This is a genomic window from Dolichospermum sp. FACHB-1091, assembly GCF_014697585.1.
In the GTDB taxonomy this organism is placed as follows: domain Bacteria; phylum Cyanobacteriota; class Cyanobacteriia; order Cyanobacteriales; family Nostocaceae; genus Dolichospermum.
This window is the reverse complement of the sequence record NZ_JACJSB010000015.1, coordinates 90,049-112,134: the sequence shown is the minus strand read 5'-3', so window position 1 is coordinate 112,134 and position 22,086 is coordinate 90,049. Positions and strand designations below refer to the sequence as shown.

General features: G+C 37.8%; 20 protein-coding genes. 6 read left to right on the top strand and 14 right to left on the bottom strand.

Annotated features, from left to right (window positions below; genetic code table 11):
• Nucleotides 1-95: 95 nt before the first annotated feature.
• Nucleotides 96-626 carry a ribosomal protein S18-alanine N-acetyltransferase gene (gene rimI / locus H6G25_RS11610; protein WP_190392612.1) on the bottom strand — a complete coding sequence of 177 codons (531 nt, stop codon included), beginning with the start codon at nt 624-626 and terminating at the stop codon, nt 96-98.
• 147 nt (nt 627-773) lie between these two features.
• On the opposite strand from rimI, the gene lysA reads away from it, so the two are divergent.
• The 3 genes from lysA (at nt 774) to H6G25_RS11595 (ending at nt 4,008) form a co-directional block, all read left to right on the top strand.
• On the top strand, nt 774-2,186 hold the full coding sequence (gene lysA, locus H6G25_RS11605) for a diaminopimelate decarboxylase (protein WP_190392611.1): 1,413 nt from the start codon (nt 774-776) through the stop codon (nt 2,184-2,186).
• An 86-nt stretch (nt 2,187-2,272) separates the two neighbouring features.
• Nucleotides 2,273-3,262, top strand: a complete 990-nt coding sequence (cdaA, locus tag H6G25_RS11600; protein ID WP_190392617.1) for a diadenylate cyclase CdaA — start codon at nt 2,273-2,275, stop codon at nt 3,260-3,262.
• Nucleotides 3,259-4,008 carry an isoprenyl transferase gene (locus H6G25_RS11595; protein WP_190392610.1) on the top strand — a complete coding sequence of 250 codons (750 nt, stop codon included), beginning with the start codon at nt 3,259-3,261 and terminating at the stop codon, nt 4,006-4,008. Before cdaA ends, H6G25_RS11595 begins: the two co-directional genes overlap by 4 nt.
• A 210-nt stretch (nt 4,009-4,218) precedes the next feature.
• Here H6G25_RS11595 and H6G25_RS11590 read toward each other — a convergent pair whose 3' ends face one another.
• The 9 genes from H6G25_RS11590 to dnaK form a co-directional block, all read right to left on the bottom strand.
• On the bottom strand, nt 4,219-4,491 hold the full coding sequence (locus H6G25_RS11590) for a DUF3143 domain-containing protein (protein ID WP_028090609.1): 273 nt from the start codon (nt 4,489-4,491) through the stop codon (nt 4,219-4,221).
• Nucleotides 4,492-4,542: 51 nt separating this feature from the next.
• Nucleotides 4,543-4,989, bottom strand: coding sequence for a J domain-containing protein (locus tag H6G25_RS11585; RefSeq protein WP_028090610.1), 447 nt, complete (start codon nt 4,987-4,989; stop codon nt 4,543-4,545).
• A 104-nt stretch (nt 4,990-5,093) separates the two neighbouring features.
• On the bottom strand, nt 5,094-5,738 hold the full coding sequence (locus tag H6G25_RS11580; RefSeq protein WP_190392609.1) for a flagellar motor protein: 645 nt from the start codon (nt 5,736-5,738) through the stop codon (nt 5,094-5,096).
• Between the two features lie 105 nt (nt 5,739-5,843).
• On the bottom strand, nt 5,844-7,715 hold the full coding sequence (locus tag H6G25_RS11575; RefSeq protein WP_190392608.1) for a hypothetical protein: 1,872 nt from the start codon (nt 7,713-7,715) through the stop codon (nt 5,844-5,846).
• A gap of 78 nt (nt 7,716-7,793) precedes the next feature.
• Complete coding sequence (locus H6G25_RS11570; RefSeq protein ID WP_190392607.1) at nt 7,794-11,033, bottom strand: tubulin-like doman-containing protein; 3,240 nt, start codon at nt 11,031-11,033, stop codon at nt 7,794-7,796.
• A 17-nt stretch (nt 11,034-11,050) separates the two neighbouring features.
• Complete coding sequence (locus H6G25_RS11565; protein WP_190392606.1) at nt 11,051-12,190, bottom strand: VWA domain-containing protein; 1,140 nt, start codon at nt 12,188-12,190, stop codon at nt 11,051-11,053.
• Between the two features lie 427 nt (nt 12,191-12,617).
• The gene (locus tag H6G25_RS11560; RefSeq protein ID WP_190392605.1) at nt 12,618-13,358 is read right to left on the bottom strand and encodes a Uma2 family endonuclease; all 741 of its coding nucleotides are present in this window, start codon (nt 13,356-13,358) and stop codon (nt 12,618-12,620) included.
• A 138-nt stretch (nt 13,359-13,496) separates the two neighbouring features.
• Nucleotides 13,497-14,489 (bottom strand): J domain-containing protein, encoded by a 993-nt coding sequence (locus tag H6G25_RS11555; RefSeq protein ID WP_190392604.1) that lies wholly within the window; start codon nt 14,487-14,489, stop codon nt 13,497-13,499.
• Nucleotides 14,490-14,692: 203 nt separating this feature from the next.
• Nucleotides 14,693-16,738, bottom strand: a complete 2,046-nt coding sequence (gene dnaK / locus H6G25_RS11550; RefSeq protein ID WP_190392603.1) for a molecular chaperone DnaK — start codon at nt 16,736-16,738, stop codon at nt 14,693-14,695.
• An 835-nt stretch (nt 16,739-17,573) separates the two neighbouring features.
• Between dnaK and H6G25_RS11540 the strand changes: the two genes are divergently transcribed.
• Both H6G25_RS11540 and H6G25_RS11530 read left to right on the top strand, forming a co-directional pair.
• Nucleotides 17,574-18,152 (top strand): hypothetical protein, encoded by a 579-nt coding sequence (locus H6G25_RS11540; RefSeq protein WP_190392602.1) that lies wholly within the window; start codon nt 17,574-17,576, stop codon nt 18,150-18,152.
• A 450-nt stretch (nt 18,153-18,602) separates the two neighbouring features.
• Complete coding sequence (locus tag H6G25_RS11530) at nt 18,603-19,037, top strand: DUF29 family protein (protein WP_190392600.1); 435 nt, start codon at nt 18,603-18,605, stop codon at nt 19,035-19,037.
• 90 nt (nt 19,038-19,127) lie between these two features.
• Here H6G25_RS11530 and H6G25_RS11525 read toward each other — a convergent pair whose 3' ends face one another.
• The 4 genes from H6G25_RS11525 to H6G25_RS11510 all read right to left on the bottom strand — a co-directional run bounded on the left by H6G25_RS11525 (nt 19,128) and on the right by H6G25_RS11510 (nt 20,941).
• Nucleotides 19,128-19,352, bottom strand: a complete 225-nt coding sequence (locus H6G25_RS11525) for a type II toxin-antitoxin system HicA family toxin (protein ID WP_190392599.1) — start codon at nt 19,350-19,352, stop codon at nt 19,128-19,130.
• Nucleotides 19,353-19,354: 2 nt separating this feature from the next.
• Complete coding sequence (locus H6G25_RS11520; RefSeq protein ID WP_168359944.1) at nt 19,355-19,561, bottom strand: type II toxin-antitoxin system HicB family antitoxin; 207 nt, start codon at nt 19,559-19,561, stop codon at nt 19,355-19,357.
• A gap of 373 nt (nt 19,562-19,934) precedes the next feature.
• A complete protein-coding gene (gene trxA, locus H6G25_RS11515) occupies nt 19,935-20,252 on the bottom strand; it encodes a thioredoxin (protein ID WP_190392598.1) in 318 nt (105 codons plus the stop codon).
• A gap of 224 nt (nt 20,253-20,476) precedes the next feature.
• Nucleotides 20,477-20,941, bottom strand: coding sequence for a hypothetical protein (locus tag H6G25_RS11510; RefSeq protein ID WP_190392597.1), 465 nt, complete (start codon nt 20,939-20,941; stop codon nt 20,477-20,479).
• Between the two features lie 292 nt (nt 20,942-21,233).
• Between H6G25_RS11510 and H6G25_RS11505 the strand changes: the two genes are divergently transcribed.
• Nucleotides 21,234-21,944, top strand: a complete 711-nt coding sequence (locus H6G25_RS11505) for a tetratricopeptide repeat protein (RefSeq protein WP_190392596.1) — start codon at nt 21,234-21,236, stop codon at nt 21,942-21,944.
• Nucleotides 21,945-22,086 lie beyond the last annotated feature (142 nt).

Sequence of the window (22,086 nt, the reverse complement as noted above, 5' to 3'; positions counted from 1 at the left end):
GAGATTTGAATGGTGCGCGAGGAATTTATCTTCGTGCATTGGTTGATACGCCTTGGTTGAGAGACAATCTCAACTTATGTATTTGTTAGCATTAGTTAGCGAAAAAGTATCGGTGAATTCATGAAACTTGCCCATTGATCCAGATTTTTGAGAAAATGTGGCTGCTGTAGTTCAGAAAGCCAAAGAATTAAAGCATCTTCATTGTTGTCTTTGTAATAACCCCGTCGTCGTCCCGCCGTTTTGAAACCAAACTTTTGATACAGGGAAATAGCAATGTGGTTAGAATCACGGACTTCGAGGGTAGCCCTCTCTAAACCAAGATCAGTAGCAGTTCGCAGTAGAGAATATAATATGGCTTTTCCTAGCCCTTGACCATGATACAGGGGATGAACAGCCAAAATTGTAATGTGTGCTTCCTCTAAAATTGACCAAAAACAGCCCATTCCCAAGAGTTCGCAGTCATTAAAAGGTGAAAATAAACCCAGAAAATGACTGTTAGGACTTTCTAATTCGCGTAGATAGCCTTCCATGGTCCACAAACCGTGGAAACAGGCTTTATCTAGTTCTAGTAACGCAGTTAAATTGTCTCTAGTCAAAGGTTGAATTTTTAAGTCTGATGAAATCACGATTTTTGAGGATTAAGGAAGTTTAATAACTAATTACCAATGATCAATGATCAATTACCTATTACCCATTAGCAATGAGAGGGTAAACTAGGAATGAGGACTTATTGTCATTCTGTAGAATTTTCACAAATACAATTTTAATTAATTATGGCATTGACTTACCCCGTCGAACTTCAACTTTCTGGCCGTCAATATTTACAGCCAATAAATGACAATACTGCTGATATTTCCCCTAACCAACAACTTTTACCCCTGACAGCGAGAGTTAATCATGATGATCACCTGGAAATCGGTGGCTGTGACGTAACAACCCTAGTCGAGCAATATGGTTCACCTTTATATATTTTAGATGAGGAAACCCTGCGGACGGCTTGCAGACAATATCGAAATACCTTTAAAGAATACTATCAAGGAGAATCTCAGGTACTTTATGCTTCTAAGGCCTGGAATTGTTTAGCAGTTTGTGCCATTGTGGCCTCAGAAGGGTTAGGAATTGATGTGGTATCCGGTGGAGAACTTTATACTGCGCTGAATGCTGGTATGAATCCCAGCAAGATTTACTTACATGGTAATAATAAGTCTGATGATGAGTTAGTTTTAGCAATTGAGTCTGCTTGTACTATTGTTGCAGATAACTGGCATGAGTTATATAGGTTGGTGAAGATAGGAGGGGAACAAGCAGAAAATTCTGCTGCCGCGCCGATTCGGATTATGCTACGCTTGACTCCGGGGATAGAATGCCATACTCACGAATATATTCGGACTGGACACTTAGATAGTAAATTTGGTTTTGATCCCAATGATTTACAGGAAGTGTTTGCTTTTGTGAGTAAACAAGCTAGTCTAGACTGTGTTGGTTTACACGCTCATATTGGTTCACAAATCTTTGAACGTCAACCACATAGAGATTTAGCGTCTGTGATGGTGCAGTGGTTAAGAGATGCGGCTAAACACGGCTTGACAATTACAGAATTAAATGTTGGTGGTGGTTTAGGGATTAAATATATAGAATCTGATGATCCACCAAGCATTGAAGAATGGTCAAAAGCGATTTGTGAGGTAGTGCAAACGGCTTGTATATCGGAAAATCTGCCTTTGCCAAAATTACTCTGTGAACCTGGGCGATCGCTCATTGCCACGGCTTGTGTTACGGCTTATACTGTTGGCTCTAGTAAGATTGTTCCCGAAATTCGCACTTATGTGGCGATTGATGGCGGAATGTCAGATAATCCTCGTCCTATCACCTACCAATCAGTTTATCGGGCGGTAGTTGCCAATAAAATGTCTGTTCCCTGCACGGAAACAGTGACATTAGCGGGTAAACATTGCGAATCAGGGGATATTCTGATTAAAAATGCCCAACTGCCAAAAACTGAGGCAAATGATATTCTGGTCGTTATGGGAACAGGTGCATACAATTACAGTATGGCATCTAATTACAATCGTCTTCCCCGACCGGCAGCGGTGGTGGTGGCCAATGGCGAAGCAAATTTAATTTTGCAGCGCGAAACATATCTTGACTTGATTCGACAAGATTGCCTACCAGAACGACTGAAATAGTCCGTCCTCAGTGGTCAGTGGTTAAAAAAATACAACTGATAACTGACTACGGACAAATGACAAATGACTATAAGAATCCAGATGTCATGAGAGATTGGTGGAAGCAATGGCTGATAAACCTGGGAGATTGGTCACAGTCCTTGCTCCTTGGGACTCTGGATATGATGTTAGTGTTGGCACTGACATACATGATCCTAGTGATTATTAGTGAACGGCGCACGTTATGGATGGTGCGAGGATTTATAGTCTTAATGCTCTGCTCGGCACTGAGTAGTAAATTAGGATTACCTCTACTAAATTTCGTCCTAGAAAAATTGGTGATTGGTTGTGCTGTGGCTATGGCGGTAGCACTACAATCAGAATTTCGCCGTTTTTTAGAACAATTGGGGCGCGGTGAATTTTGGCAGTGTTTTGTGAATAACGCTAGTGCAATTCCTAAGTCGGATAGTGTCATTGACGAAATCGTGGATGCGGTTAAAGAATTGTCGAAAAATCGCATTGGCGCTTTACTAATTTTAGAAACTACAAGACCTATTGAAGAACAAGATTTTTCCGTGCCGGGGGTAAAGCTAAATGCTGAGGTTTCTAAAGAACTGATCCAAACTATTTTCCAACCCAAAACCTTGTTACACGATGGAGCGACGTTAATTCGTGGTTCACGTATTATATCATCAGGAATAATTTTACCACTTTCAGGACGCACAGCCTCCCGCCAGTTGGGAACACGCCACCGGGCAGCAATGGGAATTACTGAAAGAGTAGAAAATTGTATTTGTGTCGTTGTATCTGAAGAAACCGGTTCTATTTCCTTAGCCGAAAGAGGAACTTTATATAGACCACTAACTATTAAAAAGCTCAAAGAGTCTTTAGAGGCTCGATTTTCCCCAACTGTAGATCGGGAAGCTCATGCACCTGGTATTTTAAGTTTAGTTCGTCGGCTTGGTGGTCAGTCACTACAATTAATTTCTCGATTAGTTAGATTACCTCGTCTGATCTATGAGGGGCTACACCAACGACGCGCTACGCGTAGTTCACTTCCCGGCAGGGATACGACCGCTTCTGAAGATAAAAAATGATAACACAACCAACTGAATTGCAATATTTACCCCCTGATTTAAAACAAGAATTACTACCCCGGCACGTTGCGGTGATTATGGATGGTAATGGACGATGGGCAAAACGCCAAGGTTTACCCCGAATTGTGGGTCATAAAGCTGGTGTCAATGCTCTTAAGGATTTGCTGCACTGTTGTAAGGATTGGGGGATTAAAGCACTAACGGCCTATGCTTTTTCGACGGAGAACTGGAAAAGACCACAGGAAGAGGTGGAATTTTTAATGACTTTATTCCAGCGGGTTTTGCGTCAGGAATTGCGGGAAATGGTGGAGGAAAATGTGCAAATTCAGTTTGTGGGTGATTTATCGGCTTTACCAAAGGCACTTCAGAGGGAAATTTCCCGTTCTATGGCAGAAACTAAGGATAATCGTAGTATTATCTTTACAATAGCTACTAATTATGGCGGTAGGCAAGAAATTTTACAAGCTTGTCAAGCGATCGCTCAAAAGGTTAAAGAGGGTTTATTAAAGCCTGAAGAAATTTCTGAAGAATTATTTGAAAGTCACTTGTATACATCAGGAATAGGAGATCCAGATTTATTAATTCGTACCAGTGGGGAAATGCGCCTGTCAAATTTCTTACTTTGGCAAATGGCTTATGCAGAAATTTATATTAGTGATGCTCTCTGGCCGGATTTTAACCGCAGTGAGTTCCATCGGGCCTTATCTGCTTATCAACAGCGGGAGCGACGGTTTGGGAAAGTCTGAAAATTTTAGATTGTAAATTGGTGATTTGAGATTGACAATCAATCCTAAAATCCTAAAATCCTAAAATCTTAAAATCCTAAAATCTTAAAATCTTAAAATCCCGAAATCCTAAAATCTAAAATCTAAAATCTAAAATCTAAAATCCAAAATCTAAAATCTAAAATCTAAAATCTAAAATCCAAAATCTAAAATCTAAAATCTAAAATTAGATTATGGACCAGAAAAAACCGCTGCTTCCACATCTTCCCGACTCAGGGAATACTTAAAGGAACGTTGAATATCTTGATTATTTCCTCCTGATTGGAGATACCGGACTGTAATTTCTTCAGTGTCTAACCAAATTTCTGCTTCCCAACTAGATCGTTGTATATGCCAACAATGTAGCTGAGTTTCATCTTGATGACAACCTTGGTTTTTTAACCACTGTTCGATTTGTGGTAAAGGATGACTATATAAGGGTGTATGGGAGGGAAGCATAAGCAATTTAAAATTATGGAAAAATTATTGTTTAGTCGAAAAGTGGGAGGTGGTTATTCAGAGGATTACTTCCCCACGAAGAACAGCAATAGCGATCGCTAATAGCATACAACCAACAATGGTCAATCCCAAAATAAATAATACAAATATTTCCCCAGAAGACAGGGGACGATCTGTGGCATCTAAATAACCTGATTTTGACCAGTCATGGCCACGAGACACTGGACGGTTTAAATCAGTCGGGGTTTGAATGACACCAAAACGAGAATAGCCAATTTTTAAATCATAGTTTAAGCGCCGTTCAGGATTACTGAGGGTAGCATAGGCTTCATTAATTTGCTGAAATTTAGCAGTAGCAAGATTAGCAGGTAATTCCGTCGTATCAGGGTGATAAATTTTGCTTAATTCTCTATAAGCGCGACGGATATCAATTACGGATGCTGAGGGATGTAGCCCTAGCAGGGAGTAATAGGTAGTATTGCTAAAAAAGTGGGACTTCCCCATTTTGGTTTACGGTTTTTTGAATCACTTTGCTCAAATTCAGTTCTTTATATTCTAAATCTTTTTTGACATCCTCTCAGATATATAACAAAACTAGATCATCTAAATTATCTAACCTCTTGTACTTCTCCCAAGCGGGTAAAACGGATTTCAATTCGTCGTCGGGTAACATCATCTTGACGCGCTATTGCTGCAAATTGTCCATTTGGTAATATTAATTGTGCCGCAGAATAGGCGCGAAAGGATAATCCAGATAGTCTATTTTCTTTTGTTTGGATATCACGCAGCGCCTTGACAACCGATAAAGCCCGCATTAATCCTAAATCAGCATTAGAACCTGCTCGTAAGTTTCCTACCTGTATATTACCACTAACTACATTTTCTAAATTGACATCCAAATTACTAGTTACTTGACCATTAGCTTGTCCGTCCGTGTGTCCGATTATTTCTACTACATTAATCCCATATTGTTTAGTTCTAGCCTCTATTTCTGGTACTATTTTTTGCAGGATATAATTCGACATTTCTTGAGAGATTTCAGCACTACCAGAAGCAAATCTATAAGCACCTTCATCTTTTATAACTATGATTGGTGGTGCGTCTGTTGATTTTTTGTCAGAGATTTGTGATATGATGATGGTTAAAAACAAAAATAAAACCAATATCATAAACGCATTAGACATTAAATCAGTAAATGCTGGCCAAACGTTTAGGTCTTCATTATATTGTGTGTAGCGTGAACGACGAGCCATAATTGCAATGTTTTATTAATGTTTTATTTTTGTAAATTTGTTAGTCAACTTCAACAGTAGGGTGTGTTAGCGCCAGCGTAACGCACCTCATGTATCGGTATTTGTCTAATCAAGTTTTTGTTGATATTCCTCAAGATTCTTGATTAATAGCTCCAAACCTTGAATATTAGCATCAAAACCCTTCTTGTTGATATTAGTTTGTCTATCAATTCCTTGAATAATGGTATTACTCACATTTTGATATTCAGAAATTAGTTCTGATTGAATTTTAGTAAATTCAAGACTAAATTTACCAACATAATAATTAATATCATTCACAAATGTTTGCAATTTTTGATTATTACCATCTATTTGATTAGATGCTATACTAATAGTATTATTTACATCATTTGTATATGTTTTCACAGTTTTTAACAACTGCTCAATAGTTGTGATTAATTTATCAAAACTATTAACTTTATCGCGCACTCTTTGATCTAAATCATCCAGTTTATTAACTGCTTTTTCATAACTATTAGCTCCTTGCTGAAGTCCGGGAATAATTTCAGTTAAAAGATTTTGGTTATTTTGATGTAAATCTAATACCTGAATTGAAGTTTGGTTCATAGCTTTTATCTCTTCAGATAAACTAATTAAACTCTGATTAGAATTTTCAGTTTCCGTTGTAACTTTGCTAATTAATTCCGTTGTATATGTTTTCACATTTTCTAATAACTGAGTCATAGCTGTGATTAATTGATCAAAATTATTGAATTTATCGCTCACTCTTTGATCTAAATCATCCAGTTTATTAACTGCTTTTTCATAACTATTAGCTCCTTGCTGAAGTCCGGGAATAATTTCAGTTAAAAGATTTTGGTTATTTTGATGTAAATCTAATACCTGAATTGAAGTTTGGTTGATAGATTTTATTTCTTCTCCTAAATTAATTAAACTCTGACTAGAATTTTCTATTTCAATTAAGGCATTTATAATCAATTCCGTTGTTGCTGCTAAACTTGTAGCTGACTCAGAAAATTTTTGTTGTGTATTACTCAAATCTACAACAGCTAATGATAATTTGAGAGGAAACTCACTTTTATTAAAAGTTTCAGCGGACTGTTTAAATATTTGAGATGTTGTGTTTAATGCTGACATAGAATTTTGAAACTCATTAGCAGCACGAGATATAGTTCCAGCAGCGTCTGTGAATTTTTCATAAACTTGTCTAGCTAAATCTGTAGTTTCTTTATTCCCGTCAGCAATTTGTTTTGCGACGTTTCCCATAGATTGTTCTACAGCTTCTCGCACTGTTTTCCCAAAATTTGTTAAAAATTCATCCTGTTGAGATACCATTCTATTAACTATTTTATCAAGACGGGTATCACCCTGCACTTTAGGAAAATATACATTATCTAGATAATCTTCTAAGGAACTAATTAAGCGATATTTAGCAAGTCCACTATTAAAGATGAAATTGACTATTGTTACCAAAGCACTGAAAAATAGTCCTGTTAAACTGGTAGTAAACGCAATACTCATTCCTTCCAATGGTTTTTTTAACTCAGTAACTAAATTACTGACATCACTAGCATTAGCTTGATTAATCGTTTGACTGAGAGTAGATAGATTAATAGTGATACCTAAAAAAGTTCCTAATAATCCAAAAGCTAACAGTAAATTTGGCAAAATACGACATAAATAATCTATTTGTTCACAGGTAAATCCCTTGATTGTTTCCTGACTATAAATTTGATCTATTAATGCTGCTGTATTTACCTGTTCTAATTGTTTACAAGCTTGTTCAAATCTATCTTCTAATGTTTGGATAATTTTCGGTTGTACTCCCCTGATTCCTGTTTTGATTAATCTTTGAACTTTGTTCGTCAAATCTATTAAATAGCGGTAAAGAGATATGCGAATAACAATAGTAATCACAGATGGAATAACGACCAGTAAGAGAGTGATGAGAATTAAGTAAAGTGGTATTGGTGGCATAAAAGTGACCTGTGGTAGTGCAAGAAGTAGTACAAGAAATCTGTGAAAATTGGGTAGATATTAACTACCCATAAAAAACTATAGTGGATATTGGAGGAAAATTCTTTGTTTTTCTCGTTCGTATTCTTCTGAAGTCATAAAACCTTCATCTAAATCTTGTTTAAGCTGCTCTAATTCCTGTCGTCGTCTTGAACGATTATCAGAAGAATTAGCAACTATTTCCCCCACAATAGCTTTTTGAGTTCCTGTATTGTTTCTTGGTAAAATTGAATTTGTGTTTCCGAATTTCGCCTCCATTTTCTTCAAAAAACGATTGATAACGCCCTCCTTTGTATTATCGTTATTATCCCTTGTGTCTGTATATACTCTTGTCTTATAGAGAGAATTAGGATTATCTTCAGAAATCCTGGTCAGCTTATCAGGAAATTGACGCAATTTGGGTAAATATTCATTTACCCACAATGTTGGATTATTTTCCATTTCTAAAATTGTATTATCCAAAATTTGCTTTAATGCTTCAGTCATATTGGGGTGACTAGCTAGATATTCCAAAGATTCTATCCAAATTCCACTCAAGGAAACAGTATCATAACTATTCTGAAAATGGTCATAATATTGAAACTCTAATTCTTGAGTATCATGATTTTCTACTAACAGTTCTAATGCTAAACAAGGATAGAAAATATTTTCCACTTCTTCCATTTTTCCAGCATTAGGTGGCATAATATCAGGAAAGGATATACGATAATCATTATGCAAAAAAGATTTACCAGAATTTTTTTCTTTTAAATATGGGTTTCTCATTTTTCCCAAACCAATAATTAATCTCAAAGGAAACCCACCGTATTCATTCACAAATAAAATTTCATCATCTGCTTGCATTTCTTGTAAGTCACTTTGTTGTACAGATAAATCCTGTGTCAATAAACTTTCAAACTGTGCCACTTCTAATTCTTCTGTATCCTTGTAACCTATTAATTTACTACTTTTACCCTTATCAGGTACAAAATACCTATCCTCCAAATCTAAACGTAAAAGTGGTTGAGATTCCTGGATAATTTGCTTTAAACGAATTGAACGTGCAGATAAAGAATATTTCTGCATGAAGCGTTTAATCACAGAAGTAACAATATTTCTACCGCGAAAAGCAAATAAAGTATTAACTTTCAGATCAATTTTTTCTTTTAGCTGAGAATAAGTAGTGCGTTCCATATTCAGGAAAAATCCTAAAGATGCTCCTCTATCGGTTTCTTGAGTAAGTTCTGAACTTGCCAATATTAATTGAGGACGACTATCATTTTCTGGGATCATTGTTTGATAGCAAAGTTCTATATCTTCAGTATCAAAAATTGCCTCTCCACTCATTTCATCGAAATTCAATTGTTTTAATTCTCGTTCCTCTTTTTCATAAGCACTTTCTAAGTCCTCTACTAAACTACTAAAAGCTGCAATTTGCTTTTCTTTTTCTTGAACTTGCTTTTGTAATTGATTGACAATTTTCAAAGTTTCTTGCAATACAGTTAATTCAAAATTATGCTTGATAATTTTGTAAACTTCTTGGATTACTTTTTTGCACTCCTCCTGAAATGGAATGTTTTTGAAATCAACAAAGGGAATACCTAGTTTATTTTCCATATCTTCAATTGTTTGTTCTGCATTATCCCATTTTCTTTCTACATCTTCTAAGCGCTTCATGCCTCCAAAATCAGTAATTGATTCTTGTAAATCTCGTTGATATTTATGTAATTCGTGTCGCAGAGAATCTAACCAATTGTGTGTATTTTTAATGGAGAAATTAGGATCTACTGGTGTGAGTAATTGCATCACATAATCATCAATATTTCCATTAAGTTCTTTGGTAATCTTAGGAGCAGCTTGCATTAATTTCGTCAACCAATAACCGCGAATACTTTCTGTTTCTCCTGGTTGCACTGTGCGAAATTGTTTATAAAACTCTGTTGCTAATTGCTGACGGATATTAGTGCGGTCATCCTTGTTTCTACAGTCAGCAATTAACCGGGATAATTTATTTTGCCAAGTTTTGAGACTATTACTAAAGGTCTTATTAGATTCTTCTACGGACTCTGCTAATTTATTAGTTAAACCATCTCGTTTTCCTAAGTCATTATGCCAATTATGTTGAATCAAAAATTGCTCAAGTAAGTTAATAGGATCTGGACTTTGACCTTTACCATTTAACCAAAACCTGACTAACTCTAAACCTACCTTTGTTAAAGCAATTTCAATAATAGTATCACGAGGAAAATAAATTGCTGACAGTCCAAATGTTAGGTAGTTTTGGCTATTACGACGTGGATGATCATCGTACTTGGTTATATGTTCTTGTAAATTATCTCTATTTCTTTTCACAGAAGCTGCTAATTCACCAGAAAATTCTAAAGCAATCTTATGGGCAATTACATTACATAGTTTACCTTGGGTAAGTATTGAATATTCTGCTGTTGCTTCATTACTTATTAAATAAGTGTAGTTAAATGGTGGACGCTTTTCTATTACAGAAACTACATTTTGAGTATCATAAAGTGCTTCAAATTTGGTCCCAGGAGAACTATAATAATTCAGTTCTTGTAATGCAGCATAAGTATTAGCAATCATGCTAGTTGTATTACCATATAATTCTGGACTAATTACTAAATAACCTAAAATTTGAGCGCCGTCTTCACCATACAGATTTTTTAGGGTATAGCCAACATCTAAAAACATTCCGCTTCCTGTACCACCACAAAGAGAACCGACAACAAAAATATTTAGTCCCGGTTCTATGATTAAACCTGATTGTAGTAATAAAGATTCATGTCCTTTCGTGCGTTTTTCTGCGGACTCAATGGCTGCTTGAATTTTTCGGTAGTTGTGGAAAAAAGCCAATCTTCCCACAGGTCTAATCCCTTTTGCACCTTCTTCTACTGCTGGGATATTTTGTAATAATTGCGGAGGAAACCATCTCCGAATATGCTCATAAGGTCCATAATTACTATATTCTGAACTCCGTTCTAATTCTTCTACAAACCTGGTGACATCTCTTGACGACATGGTAGCACTGACTTTTTCAGCTTCTTTAAAACTTAAATCCACACCATGATAGGTACTCCCTGTTCTAATCCCTGTGACTTGGGTGGCTGCTTTATCTGTGTCAATGTGAACAAAACTGACAATTGGTAACTTATTTAGGTCTCCATAACGGTCAACAATTAACCGTCTAATTCGCATTAATACATCTCTCCCAGTTCCCCCTAAACCGATACAAATTGTGCGATTAATGCCTCTAGATTGGGTTTCTTTTGCAGATGCTTGAGTCATAGTTTTTCCCCTGAATACTATTTTTCAATTTTAACATTTATTTGGTAATCACGCTGGCGTGAATCTGGACAATTTAGCGTAAATCTAGAATTAGTTATGAGAGTCTTTGATGTCACTTTTTTGTTGTTTAGTTGAATGTTTCCCTCTGGTGTTGGGACTAAATATAGTTTTTCTCCTTGACGTTGTAAATGGCCTCTAATTTCTCCCCCTGGACAGTCAATGGAATTGGGGCTATCTTCACCTATGCCGATTTTCTTCTTATTTGGTAGTATACATAATTTTTCTTCATCTTCTGTATTATCTTCAAATCTAATTCGCAATTTCCATTTTTTTTGTAATCTGGCAAATTTGCATAGACTCCAAACACCAGCAGCTATTAATAATAATAAAATTAAACTGGGAAACCATAGCTGTTTGAGTAAATAAGGATTAACTAAACAGGTTTCTTGACCTCCGGGGGCTGGTGTACAAAATTCTTGAATTGTCGGGTTAATGTCTACTACAGATAGTTGATAATCTTTACTGGATTGTGTTACAATGGTGAGCGATCGCTGTTTTAAAGGTAAAGTCTCAATCCATTTTTGTCTTTCTTGGCTTTCTGGTGATGTTGCTATTCTCAAAGGACTATCAGCAGGGGTTTCTGTCCAAATCTGAGAATTAATTCCCGGTTGAGTAAACAAAGGTGCATCAGTAATCCAAACAACGGACTGGGGATTAATTAATTGATGTTTAGAAACTCGATTTTGATTAATTTGTGCGATACCTTGATAAATAGTTAATTCTGCTTTTTGAATATCTGTACCATAGCGGTTAGGGTCGGAACTAAAAGGTATTTTTGCTAATACTTTATCAATATTTTCTGCATTTTTCTGCCCAAAATATATAGGTGTTCCCAAGGGATTTTCTACAGATATGACATCATCAAAAACCAAATTTTGAGCGAAGGGAACAACATAAACATAATCACCGGTTTTCAGACTGTCTGTAACTATTTGACGTAAACGAATCCGTCCTTGATCATTAAAACCGACACTTTCAGTGACATCAATAGCTAAAATAACATCACGTTTACCCCCAGTCAACAGGGATACTAACTGTAAGCCATTTTTCTGTATATCAGTCAGTGGTTGTCCGGGGCTAATTTTTGTCAAAGTCACAAACTCTATAGCCTATTTTAATAGTGTATGTGTCAATATTATTGCACAAATAATCAATAATTTTAGTCAACTATATAAAAGGATGTTTTAAAAATTGTCAGTATTTAAGTTGTTCTTGATTTTGTTATCAATAGACCTCTTGCACAATTGTTTCTGTGGTAGGATGGGAGGTTTTAGGTTTTATGTAGGGCTTACTGAATAAACCTAAAACCATTTATTAACAAAGGGTTTTGCGGATTTTTACCACAAAAAAGTGCAAGGTTTTGGCTAATAATGTCTCAAAATGAATTGCATTTTTCTTTGTCGGATTTGGAAAATTGAGGATATCCAAACAGTTAAAACTGTTCCCTGTTCCCAGTTAAGAGTTCCCTGCGCTCAAAATGTTGGGTTTCCTTGGGTCAACCCAACCTACACAAACTGTATTATCTCATAAAATGTCAGGGTCAATATTCAATTCTCTGAGTTTGGCTGCTAAACGTTCTGCACGTTGAGTTTGTTGTTCTGCACGTTGAGTTTGTTGTTCTGCGAGTTGGCTTGCTTGTTCTGCACGTTGAGTTTGTTGTACTCCATACTCTTCGGGTGTTAGCATTAACTGTCCTTCTGGCATAAAATAACGCAATTTACCGTCATGGACACCCAAATATAAATTTAGCTGCTGACTCCATAATAAACCTTGAGGATTGGGTTCTATGGGTTGATATGTTCCACCAAACAAGATAAAACCAGCAAATTCTAAACTTTGCGGATTAAACCAAAAATATTCAGGTGTGCGGAAAATATCTTGATAAATTTGTTTTTTTAACCCTTTATCAGTGGAAGCAGTAGAGGGAGAAAGCAATTCTATAATTAGATTAGGATATTTACCACCTTCCTCCCAGACTACCCAACTATTGCGATCGCAGTTTTCTGTGTCCAGCACTAGGAAAAAATCTGGACCACGAAAATCTTTGGTTTTAATTTGCCGAGGACTGTAATAAATAGTCATGTTCCCGGCAACAAAATAATTATTAATTTTATTAATATCTCGCCACCACCAATTGAGACATTGGATTAGCAGTAGCATTTGTTGTAGATGTAAAGATGATTCTAATGGGGGTTCGTCACTTTCTAAATTACTGGGAGGAAATATTACATCTAAACCGGGTTCAATCTTTTGGGTGACGGTCATAGCTGCAAGTTAGTTAGGAATGGGATCTATATTCAGGATAACAGATCCAGGAGTCTAACATTCTCTACCCACTCTGCATCTGAGCCATTTGTGGAGAAATTGATTTCTTTTGTTTTGTGGTAGTTTGTTTTGTTTTATTTAAATTAAATCAGCGCGAGGTTTAAAAGTTTCTATTTCTCGCAATTTCTCATACAGTTCCCGTTCTTGAGGACTAATATTTTTGGGAGTTAATATCTGAATTTCCACTAATTGATCACCACGTTGTCCATTTTCGACAGGGTAGCCTTTATTACCAAGACGGAATCTTTGTCCAGACCTCACACCTGGGGGAATAGTCATTTTCACTGGACCATCAAGGGTAGGTGCTTCAACTTGTCCGCCCAATGTTGCTTCACTGGGAGTTACAGGTACTTGGCAGAAGATATTAGCACCTTCTAGCTTAAACAAGGGATGAGGATCAACGGTGATTTTTAAGTATAAATCACCACCATTAATTCCTTGATTGCGGAGGCGAATAGTTTGACCTGTCACCATGGCTGGAGGCATAGTCACTTCGAGCGATCGCCCATCTTCTAAGCGTATTCTTTCATTACCACCTTGATAAGCCTTCTCTAGAGGTAAGGTTAATCTAGCTTCAATATCTCGACGGTTAGCACGGGGAGGAGTATTAACCGTATATGCAACTTTAGTTCTAGGACTGCGAAAGGGGTCGCTAGTGGTGGTATTTTCCGAACTGCTTTTCGGTTCTTTGCGGTTGCTAACACCAATTACCTGATTCACAAAACTCTCAAAATCGCTAAATTGGCTGGGGTCTACATCTTGACTGGAACGGTCATTAGTGCGGTTATTCCAACCTTTAGACTTGGGAGTTTGTTTATTACCTGCAAAACCGTTTTGTTGCCAATAGCGGCTAAATTGATCATATTGCGATCGCCTGCTAGAATCAGAGAGGATTTCATAAGCCTCACCAATGGTTTTAAATTTTTCCTCTGCTTCCTTATTGCCAGGATTGAGGTCGGGGTGATATTGTCTAGCTAAACGACGATAAACCTTTTTAATTTCTTCACTGGAAGCATCTTTAGGAACTCCTAAAATTTCGTAATAATCCCGAAAATTTTGCAAATTTTGCATAATCTGTTATTTAAATGTTAGTTTAGTGGTCCGTTGTCAGTGGTCCGTTGTCAGTAGTCCGTTGGTCAGTGGTCAGTTGTGCTTATACTTATTACTGACGCTACAAATATTGAAAATTAGATTTTAAATCAAAGATACTGAATCCAAAATCCAAAATCTAAAATCTAAAATCTAAAATCCAAAATCTAAAATCCAAAATTACCTTATAGCCAATCATCATCATCATCCCAATTATCCTGGTAACTGGGGCGTTTAGTGCGGGTGGGACGTTCATAATTAGGAGAACGATTTTCTCTCCCATAATCTCTGTTAACACCTCGGTTAGATGAATTTCGTTCCCGGTAATTATCCCTGTAAACATCTCGTTCCGGTTCTTTTTCACCAGCAAAGATGTCACGGATAGCGCCAAATAGATCATCATCTTCATCTTCAGCATAATACTGACGGACTTCTCTATTCAGTTCATAAAGAGCATCTTGTAAATCAGCATAAGCCTGATCAATACCCCGATCTTCATCAGCTTGTAAACTTTCCCGTAAATTGCGACAAATATTATCAATGCGTTGACGACGGTTACGAGCGAATTGCATTCCCATTTCTAACGCTAGTTCGCGTAATTGCCGTTCTGATTGTAATATTAAAGCTTCAGCCCGGGTACGTTTTTCAACTCGTTCTTTCCTTTGTCTATCAACATTGGCGTATTTTTGAGCATCCTGAATCATTCTATTAACTTCGGACTCGCTTAAAGTAGAAGCGCCTTGAATGGTGATGCTTTGTTCCCTGCCCGTAGTACGATCTAAGGCTGTTACCTGCAAAATACCATTAGCATCAATATCAAAAGATACTTGAACTTGGGGAATACCTCTTGGCGCTGGGGGGATACCATAGAGTTTAAACCGTCCCAAAGACTTGTTATCTGTGGCCATGTCCCTTTCACCCTGAACCACGTTAATTTCTACGCTGTTTTGATTATTTTCGGAAGTAGAAAAGATGTCAGAACGACGAACTGGGATAGTTGTATTCCTTGGTATAAGTTTTTTCATCACACCGCCAATAGTTTCCAACCCCAAAGACAGTGGTGTAACATCTAACAGTAGGATATCCTTAGTTTCACCCGCGAGAATACTGCCCTGAATAGCCGCACCGACAGCGACAACCTCATCAGGATTAACGTTTTCGCTGGGTTCAATGCCAATTAAGTCTTGTACTAGCTGTTTTACCATAGGTATCCTAGTAGAACCACCGACCAAAACAACTTCCTCAATATCTACCGGAGAGAGTCCGGCATCCTTTAATGCCCGCTTTACTGGTGTTCTTAATCTACCTAACAAGTCTACACATAAACCTTCAAATTGCGATCGCGTCAAACGGCTTTCTAGGTGTTTTGGACCATCCTCCGTGGCGGTAATAAAAGGTAAATTAATATCAGTGACGCTGACTGCGGAAAGTTCTATTTTAGCCTTTTCTGCGGCTTCCATTAGTCTTTGCAACGCTTGGCGATCGCGTCTTAGGTCTACCCCTTCTGCTTCTAAAAACTGTTCCGCCAACCAATCAACTACTTTTCTATCAAAATCATTACCACCGAGTTGGGTATCTCCACTAGTAGCTTTAACCTCAAATACGCCGTCTCCCACTTCCAGAATGGATACATCAAAAGTTCCCCCACCCAAATCAAAAACGAGGATAGTTTCCATATCACCTCGATCTAATCCGTAAGCCAAAGCTGCGGCTGTGGGTTCATTGAGAATGCGTAAAACATCTAAACCTGCAATTCTACCCGCGTCACGGGTAGCTTGGCGCTGAGAATCATTAAAATAAGCCGGAACAGTAATCACAGCCCCGGTAACAGGTTCACCCAAATAACGACTAGCATCATCAGCTAATTTTTTCAACACCATGGCCGAAATTTCTTCCGGGGAAAATTCCTTATTCAGCCGAGGACAAGCAACTTTAATATTGCCAATTTCATCTTTACGGATAGTGTAAGGAACACGCTTAGAATCCGGGTTTAATTCCCCATATTTGCGCCCAATAAAGCGTTTGACAGCAAAAAAGGTATTTTGGGGATTAAGGACGGTTTGCCGCCTAGCCATTTGCCCTACAACCCTTTCACCTTCTTTACTAAAGCCAACTACGGAGGGGGTTGTTCGCATTCCTTCTGCATTGGCAATCACCACCGGCTTGCCACCCTCCATGACGGCGACTACTGAGTTGGTTGTCCCCAAGTCGATGCCAACTACCTTGCCCATGCGTTACTCGTCTCCTGTTGCGTGTTTTGTAGATTTATTATGATATAATAAGGCTGATTTTGACTTAGTGCTAAATTAGGTCAATAATCCAATAATATAATAGTCATCATTAAATCAGGAATTAGAGGCATTTTAGCAACAGCGGTGCTACTTGCTAATGAGGATAGCATTTAGAAAGAGGCAAGAGGCAATTACACTTCACTGGCGATGACGATTATGGCTTCTGATGGACTGGGATCTCATAATTATCTCGCAAACTGTCATGAATTTTCACCCAAGTTCCGTCTAAAGCGTGGCGTTAGCCATAGTTCCAGGCTAATAGCTAAAGTTTACTAAAATAAACTAAGCAAATTCAAAAATTTTCTAGTTCTTTTAGTCATCTTCAGATGACTTTTGCTATAAGACTGGGAATTCATTCCCAGTCGAGTTATAGGTTTTACGTCCAAGCCGTTTTGAGTATATCAACGGTCATAAACCGCTTCCGCCCTTTGATTTGTTTGCCTGCATCATAGCCTACTTCCTGACTCACCATCGCCGCACTTTTCTTTTTACACTTCACTTTGACTATCTATGGCTTCTGATGGACTCGGATCTCGTATATTCTCGCAAACTGTCATAAACTTTTTTTAACCCAAGTTCCATCTTCAGGAAGGGTTGAATTAATAAAAAAAGTGAAGGATTTGTTAAGAAAAGTTAAAAATTTCAAATAAATATGTATAAAAAATTAATTTTTTTGTGTGTGATATAAAGTCAATTCATGATGTTGTGGTTTTCAGCATCCATCAAATAACTTCAACTCGTCGGAAAAAATTATTCGTGAAAGTGAGTGAATGTGATGAAATTAACTCTATCTCGTCTTTTCCCTTTAGTTGTTGGTAGTGCTGCTGCTGGTGTCCTTGCTAGCTCGTCTCCTGCTAAGGCGGTTGTATTAACAGTCAACAATGTGGATTACCATGTGGAATCTGTGACCGATACTTATAACAACCTCAAGAACCGGCTTACCAATACTCCTTGGTATCAAAAACCTTACCTTGCAAAAATTTTGGCTAGGCATCTTGGTGAGCTGGACCAACTAGGCCGGCAGGAAAATCTTTTAAGGCCAAAATTTATGTGGTTTTCTCCCTTTTTTCTTTTCTCTGCTGTCCCTGCTGAAAACAATACTCTCTCTGCATATGCTTTTAATTACCTTGACATACCAAATGAATACAATCTCCCTAAAGGTGTGGCATCAAATTATGTACCAAATGCTTTTGACTTGAAGGTAACATACGTTGTGCAAAGTGTCCCCTGGGAAATTTCCGGACGCACTACCATTCCCGCAGTCGGCGCTCTACTCTTGGCCGCAAGATGGAAAGCTAGAAAAAGCATAGCATCAAAAACCCGCACTGCCAACCCTGATGTAGCGGTTCGCTAGAATAAATTTTTCGGCGTTGCTGATTAAGAGTATAATTTTATTATGGCTACGGCAAGCTGCGCGAACACGCAGAGGCGCAGAGAGTAGGAGTTTCGTTTTTTTGATTTTTCAATTTCATACCTCGGTTCAGCAACGCCAAAAAATCCTTGTTCCATTCCTGCTGCAGCCGGATTACCATGAATATAACCTTTCTTTATCCTCCATAGCAAACCCAGCACTGTAATATCGTGCTTTGTCAAAAATGCCCCCGTCGTTTGAGAATACGATTAAAACACATTGCTGTAAGATTAACGCAGATTCTCGAAAAAAGTCAATTGCGATCGCCGCATCTGTTGTATAAAGGTTATTATAGGCGATCTGAAGGTCAGTGTAGTGATCGGCTCTTATCTTAATGGATATAGTAACTAATGCTATAACTACTATATATCCCATTCTCACATCACTAAAGATATGGAAGAACTTTTGACATTAAGGGAATTACTACTTAAAGGTGATATGACTGGAGCTTTGGCAATTGTTGACGAATTAGAAGAAATGAGCAGAGACGATAAAATCAACAACATTCGTAGCTATGCAGTAATTCTGCTTATGCATCTAATCAAGCAAAAAGCAGAAAATCGCACTACGAAATCGTGGGAGCTATCAATTCGCAACTCTATACGCGGTATCCAAACCAAAAACCAGCGACGTAAAGCTGGCGGAACATACCTCAATACCGATGAATTACGCCTAGCAATTTCTGAAGCTTATACAGAAGCAGTTGATCGCGCCTCCTTAGAGGTTGAAGAAGGACGCTATGAACCCCATGAGTTAGCCAAACTAGTCAACCGTCAAGAGATATGCGATCGCGCCATGATTTTAATCTCTACAAATCTAGAAATTTAAACTGGGTGTTAAGGATTCTAATGGGAGCTTAGGCGATTCAGAAGGTCAGTGTAGCGATCGCCATTACTACAAATAATACATACCATATATTTAAACATTGGCAATAAATTCTCCTACTGTTAACCCAGCAGTTCGTATCAGTCCACCTAAAGTCCCTTTTGCCACCTCATGATGATCAGAAACAGACAAAGTTACTATTTCACCTTCTTTGACCAAAATTACATGACTTGCACTTTGGCGTGCAAATCCCCAGCCCAGCTTTTCAAAAGTACGAACTATTTCTTGTCCACTCAGAACAGGTAATTTTGATGCCATAACTATACTAAGACTTCTACTTGTTTAGTTTCAATAGTCAATGGCAACCCCATTTCTGCCCTCACTTGTAAGCAAGCAGAAATCGCATCTTGAATATTCTCTAAAGCCTCTTCTTTTGTCGTTCCCTGACTAATGCAACCAGGAATACTAGGACATTCAATAATCCAGACACCATCTTCGTCTCGATCAATCGTGACATTGAATTTCATACTACAGCGATTTCCAATCATATAAGGTACATCTTAGCCCCCTCATCGCACCCCCCTCAATCCCCCCGCTGCGGGGGGAAGAAAAGGATAAACTTTTGATATTGGAGGGGGTTGGGGTTGGGGTTCTTGTTCCGGGTTTGATGACAATTTGCTGTAAGTTGTAGTTAAGTAATACCTGTATTTTAGCTTTGAAAATTTCGACCGATTATTAGTCTTAATGGAAGATTATCGCAGATTCTCGAAAAAAGTCAATTGCGATCGCTTTAACTAATAATTATAGGCAATTATAGGTGATACCTGCTGAGTAACAAACAGATACCACTCTCATAACCGTTCTCTTTCTCCGTCGTGGTGTATTTCACAACCTACCCTATTAAAGCCGTGATTTCAGGTGTTCTACTAATTGTTGTGCTTGCATAACACCTTCAATTCTGTCCACCGGTTGACCTTGTTTAAATAGTACCAAGGTTGGTAAAGCCGAAATTTGATACTGACTTGCTAGATTTGCATACTTTTCTGTGTCAATCTTGACAATCCGTAATCTGTCTTTTAATTGGAGATTGACTTGTTCTAAAATTGGTACCATCATTTGACAAGGACCACACCAGTCAGCATAAAAGTCTACTAAGACGGGTAAATCTGAACCGGATAGCATTTCTTCAAAGCTATTGAATTGTTTTTTGGTTGTCATAACACGCGCTAATTTTTAATTAATAGTTTGTTTTCAGTCTAGCTAATTCTCCGCGAACTACCCCATCTTACTTCGTTGAAGGTGGGGTTTCTAGATCCCTGTCAGTAAGTTGATATCTTTGACTTTTCCCGCGACCCATTTACTTCATATTTCCAGGATTTTTACCTTTACTTCTTACATGGAACTATGGAGGCAGCTATTAGAATTGCTATAGCAAGCTGAAATTAAAGAACTTTGTGGGTGTGGGAATGTTGTTTCACGTTGTCTTCTTTGGTGACAATTCTGGCCGCGTTGAGTACCCGTTTCCGCTCAGTAGAATAATTCAAATCCGTTTTAGTTGTTCCCAAGGGAATCAGGGCTTGGGCTGCTTCGCGGCGCTTGTAGGTACGAGCCGCAGAAAACAACCGTAATCGAAATTCATCCCCAAATTGGGCTGACTCTGGGAAGCCTTCTGGCAATAGCATTTTATCACCATTTAACACAGATCCCAAATTCGTTGCATAAGCCAGCCTGTAAGAGGTGGGGATGTCTTTACATAGGGCTTCTAATGCGGCTGAAGGAATGGGTTCTATGACTTCAACTTGATGTACTTCTCCATCTTCTTTATAGAAGCACGTAGCTAAACCAAGAACAATATAGTCGTCAGTATTGAGATCCGTAGCATCAGCATAAGAAATTATTGTTGTCATGAGAAATGTCTCTTCTAAAATTGGTAGTTAGTTGTCATTGATAAAATCTTACCTATTCTGTCTTAATTACCTCTTACTTCTTGCTCTTTGTCTGTCATCTTGAAAATTTACACTTCGATTCTTCAGATTTTTACTGATTCTGGAATTGAACTTGGGTATGAAGTATACATTATTAGATTTATGGCTGATGTTGTTTCAGCTTGTCAAATCTATTTCCTTCCACAGTCCTAGAGCCATCAAGACGGGAAAACTTTCACTTTGACAAACTCAAGTAAATCAAATAGGTAAAATCATGAGTAAGCACTCTTTTTTAAATTCTGGCATTCAAAACAATCAAGTATCTCTTTTTGATAAAAACAATCTTTCTCCTCAATATGCGCGGTTACAGGATGGTGACGAGCTAATCTTGGAAGAACGTTATCTACGCTCTTGCGCGTTGAAATTAGCACAACAAGGGGATTATACCAAAGCGATCGCTCTTTTAAGTCACCTCATTGACCATCATCCTGAAAATGCTGTGGATTACAATAACCGAGGTCTGATTTATTTTCAAAGTGGTGACGGACACAAAGCTCTCTGCGATTATAACAAAGCCCTGGACTTAAATTCTAAATTAGCTAGTGCCTACAATAATAGAGCTAATTATTATGCTGCTTGTGGTCAATTAACAGCCGCATTGGCTGATTATGAACAAGCATTGGATTTAAATCCTCATTATGTTCGGGCTTGGATTAATCGCAGCATTACTTTACGCGACTTGGGTGAATATGCAGAAGCCATTGATAATTTAGAAACCGCGCTACTTTTTGGTCAACTTAAAGGACACATCTGGGCTGAACGCGGACGTACTTATCATATCTGGGGTGATTGGAATTGTGCGATAGCTGATTATCGTCGCGCATTAGCAGAATTATCATCTTTCAAGGATCAATATGCTTCCGGTTATCGCTTACGGTTACAACTCCACAACTGGTTAAACGAGTTGCTATTTTTTGAAGAATAATTTGGTAGATAGCTCAATTTAGGAGTCAGGATTTTGGAAGTAATTTGTGAAACCAACTCGAAAATTTGAATTTTCTCACTCTTATCAAAACTAAATCAAAACTTATATCCTTGGTAGTCACCCTAATAACCATGATGATTAA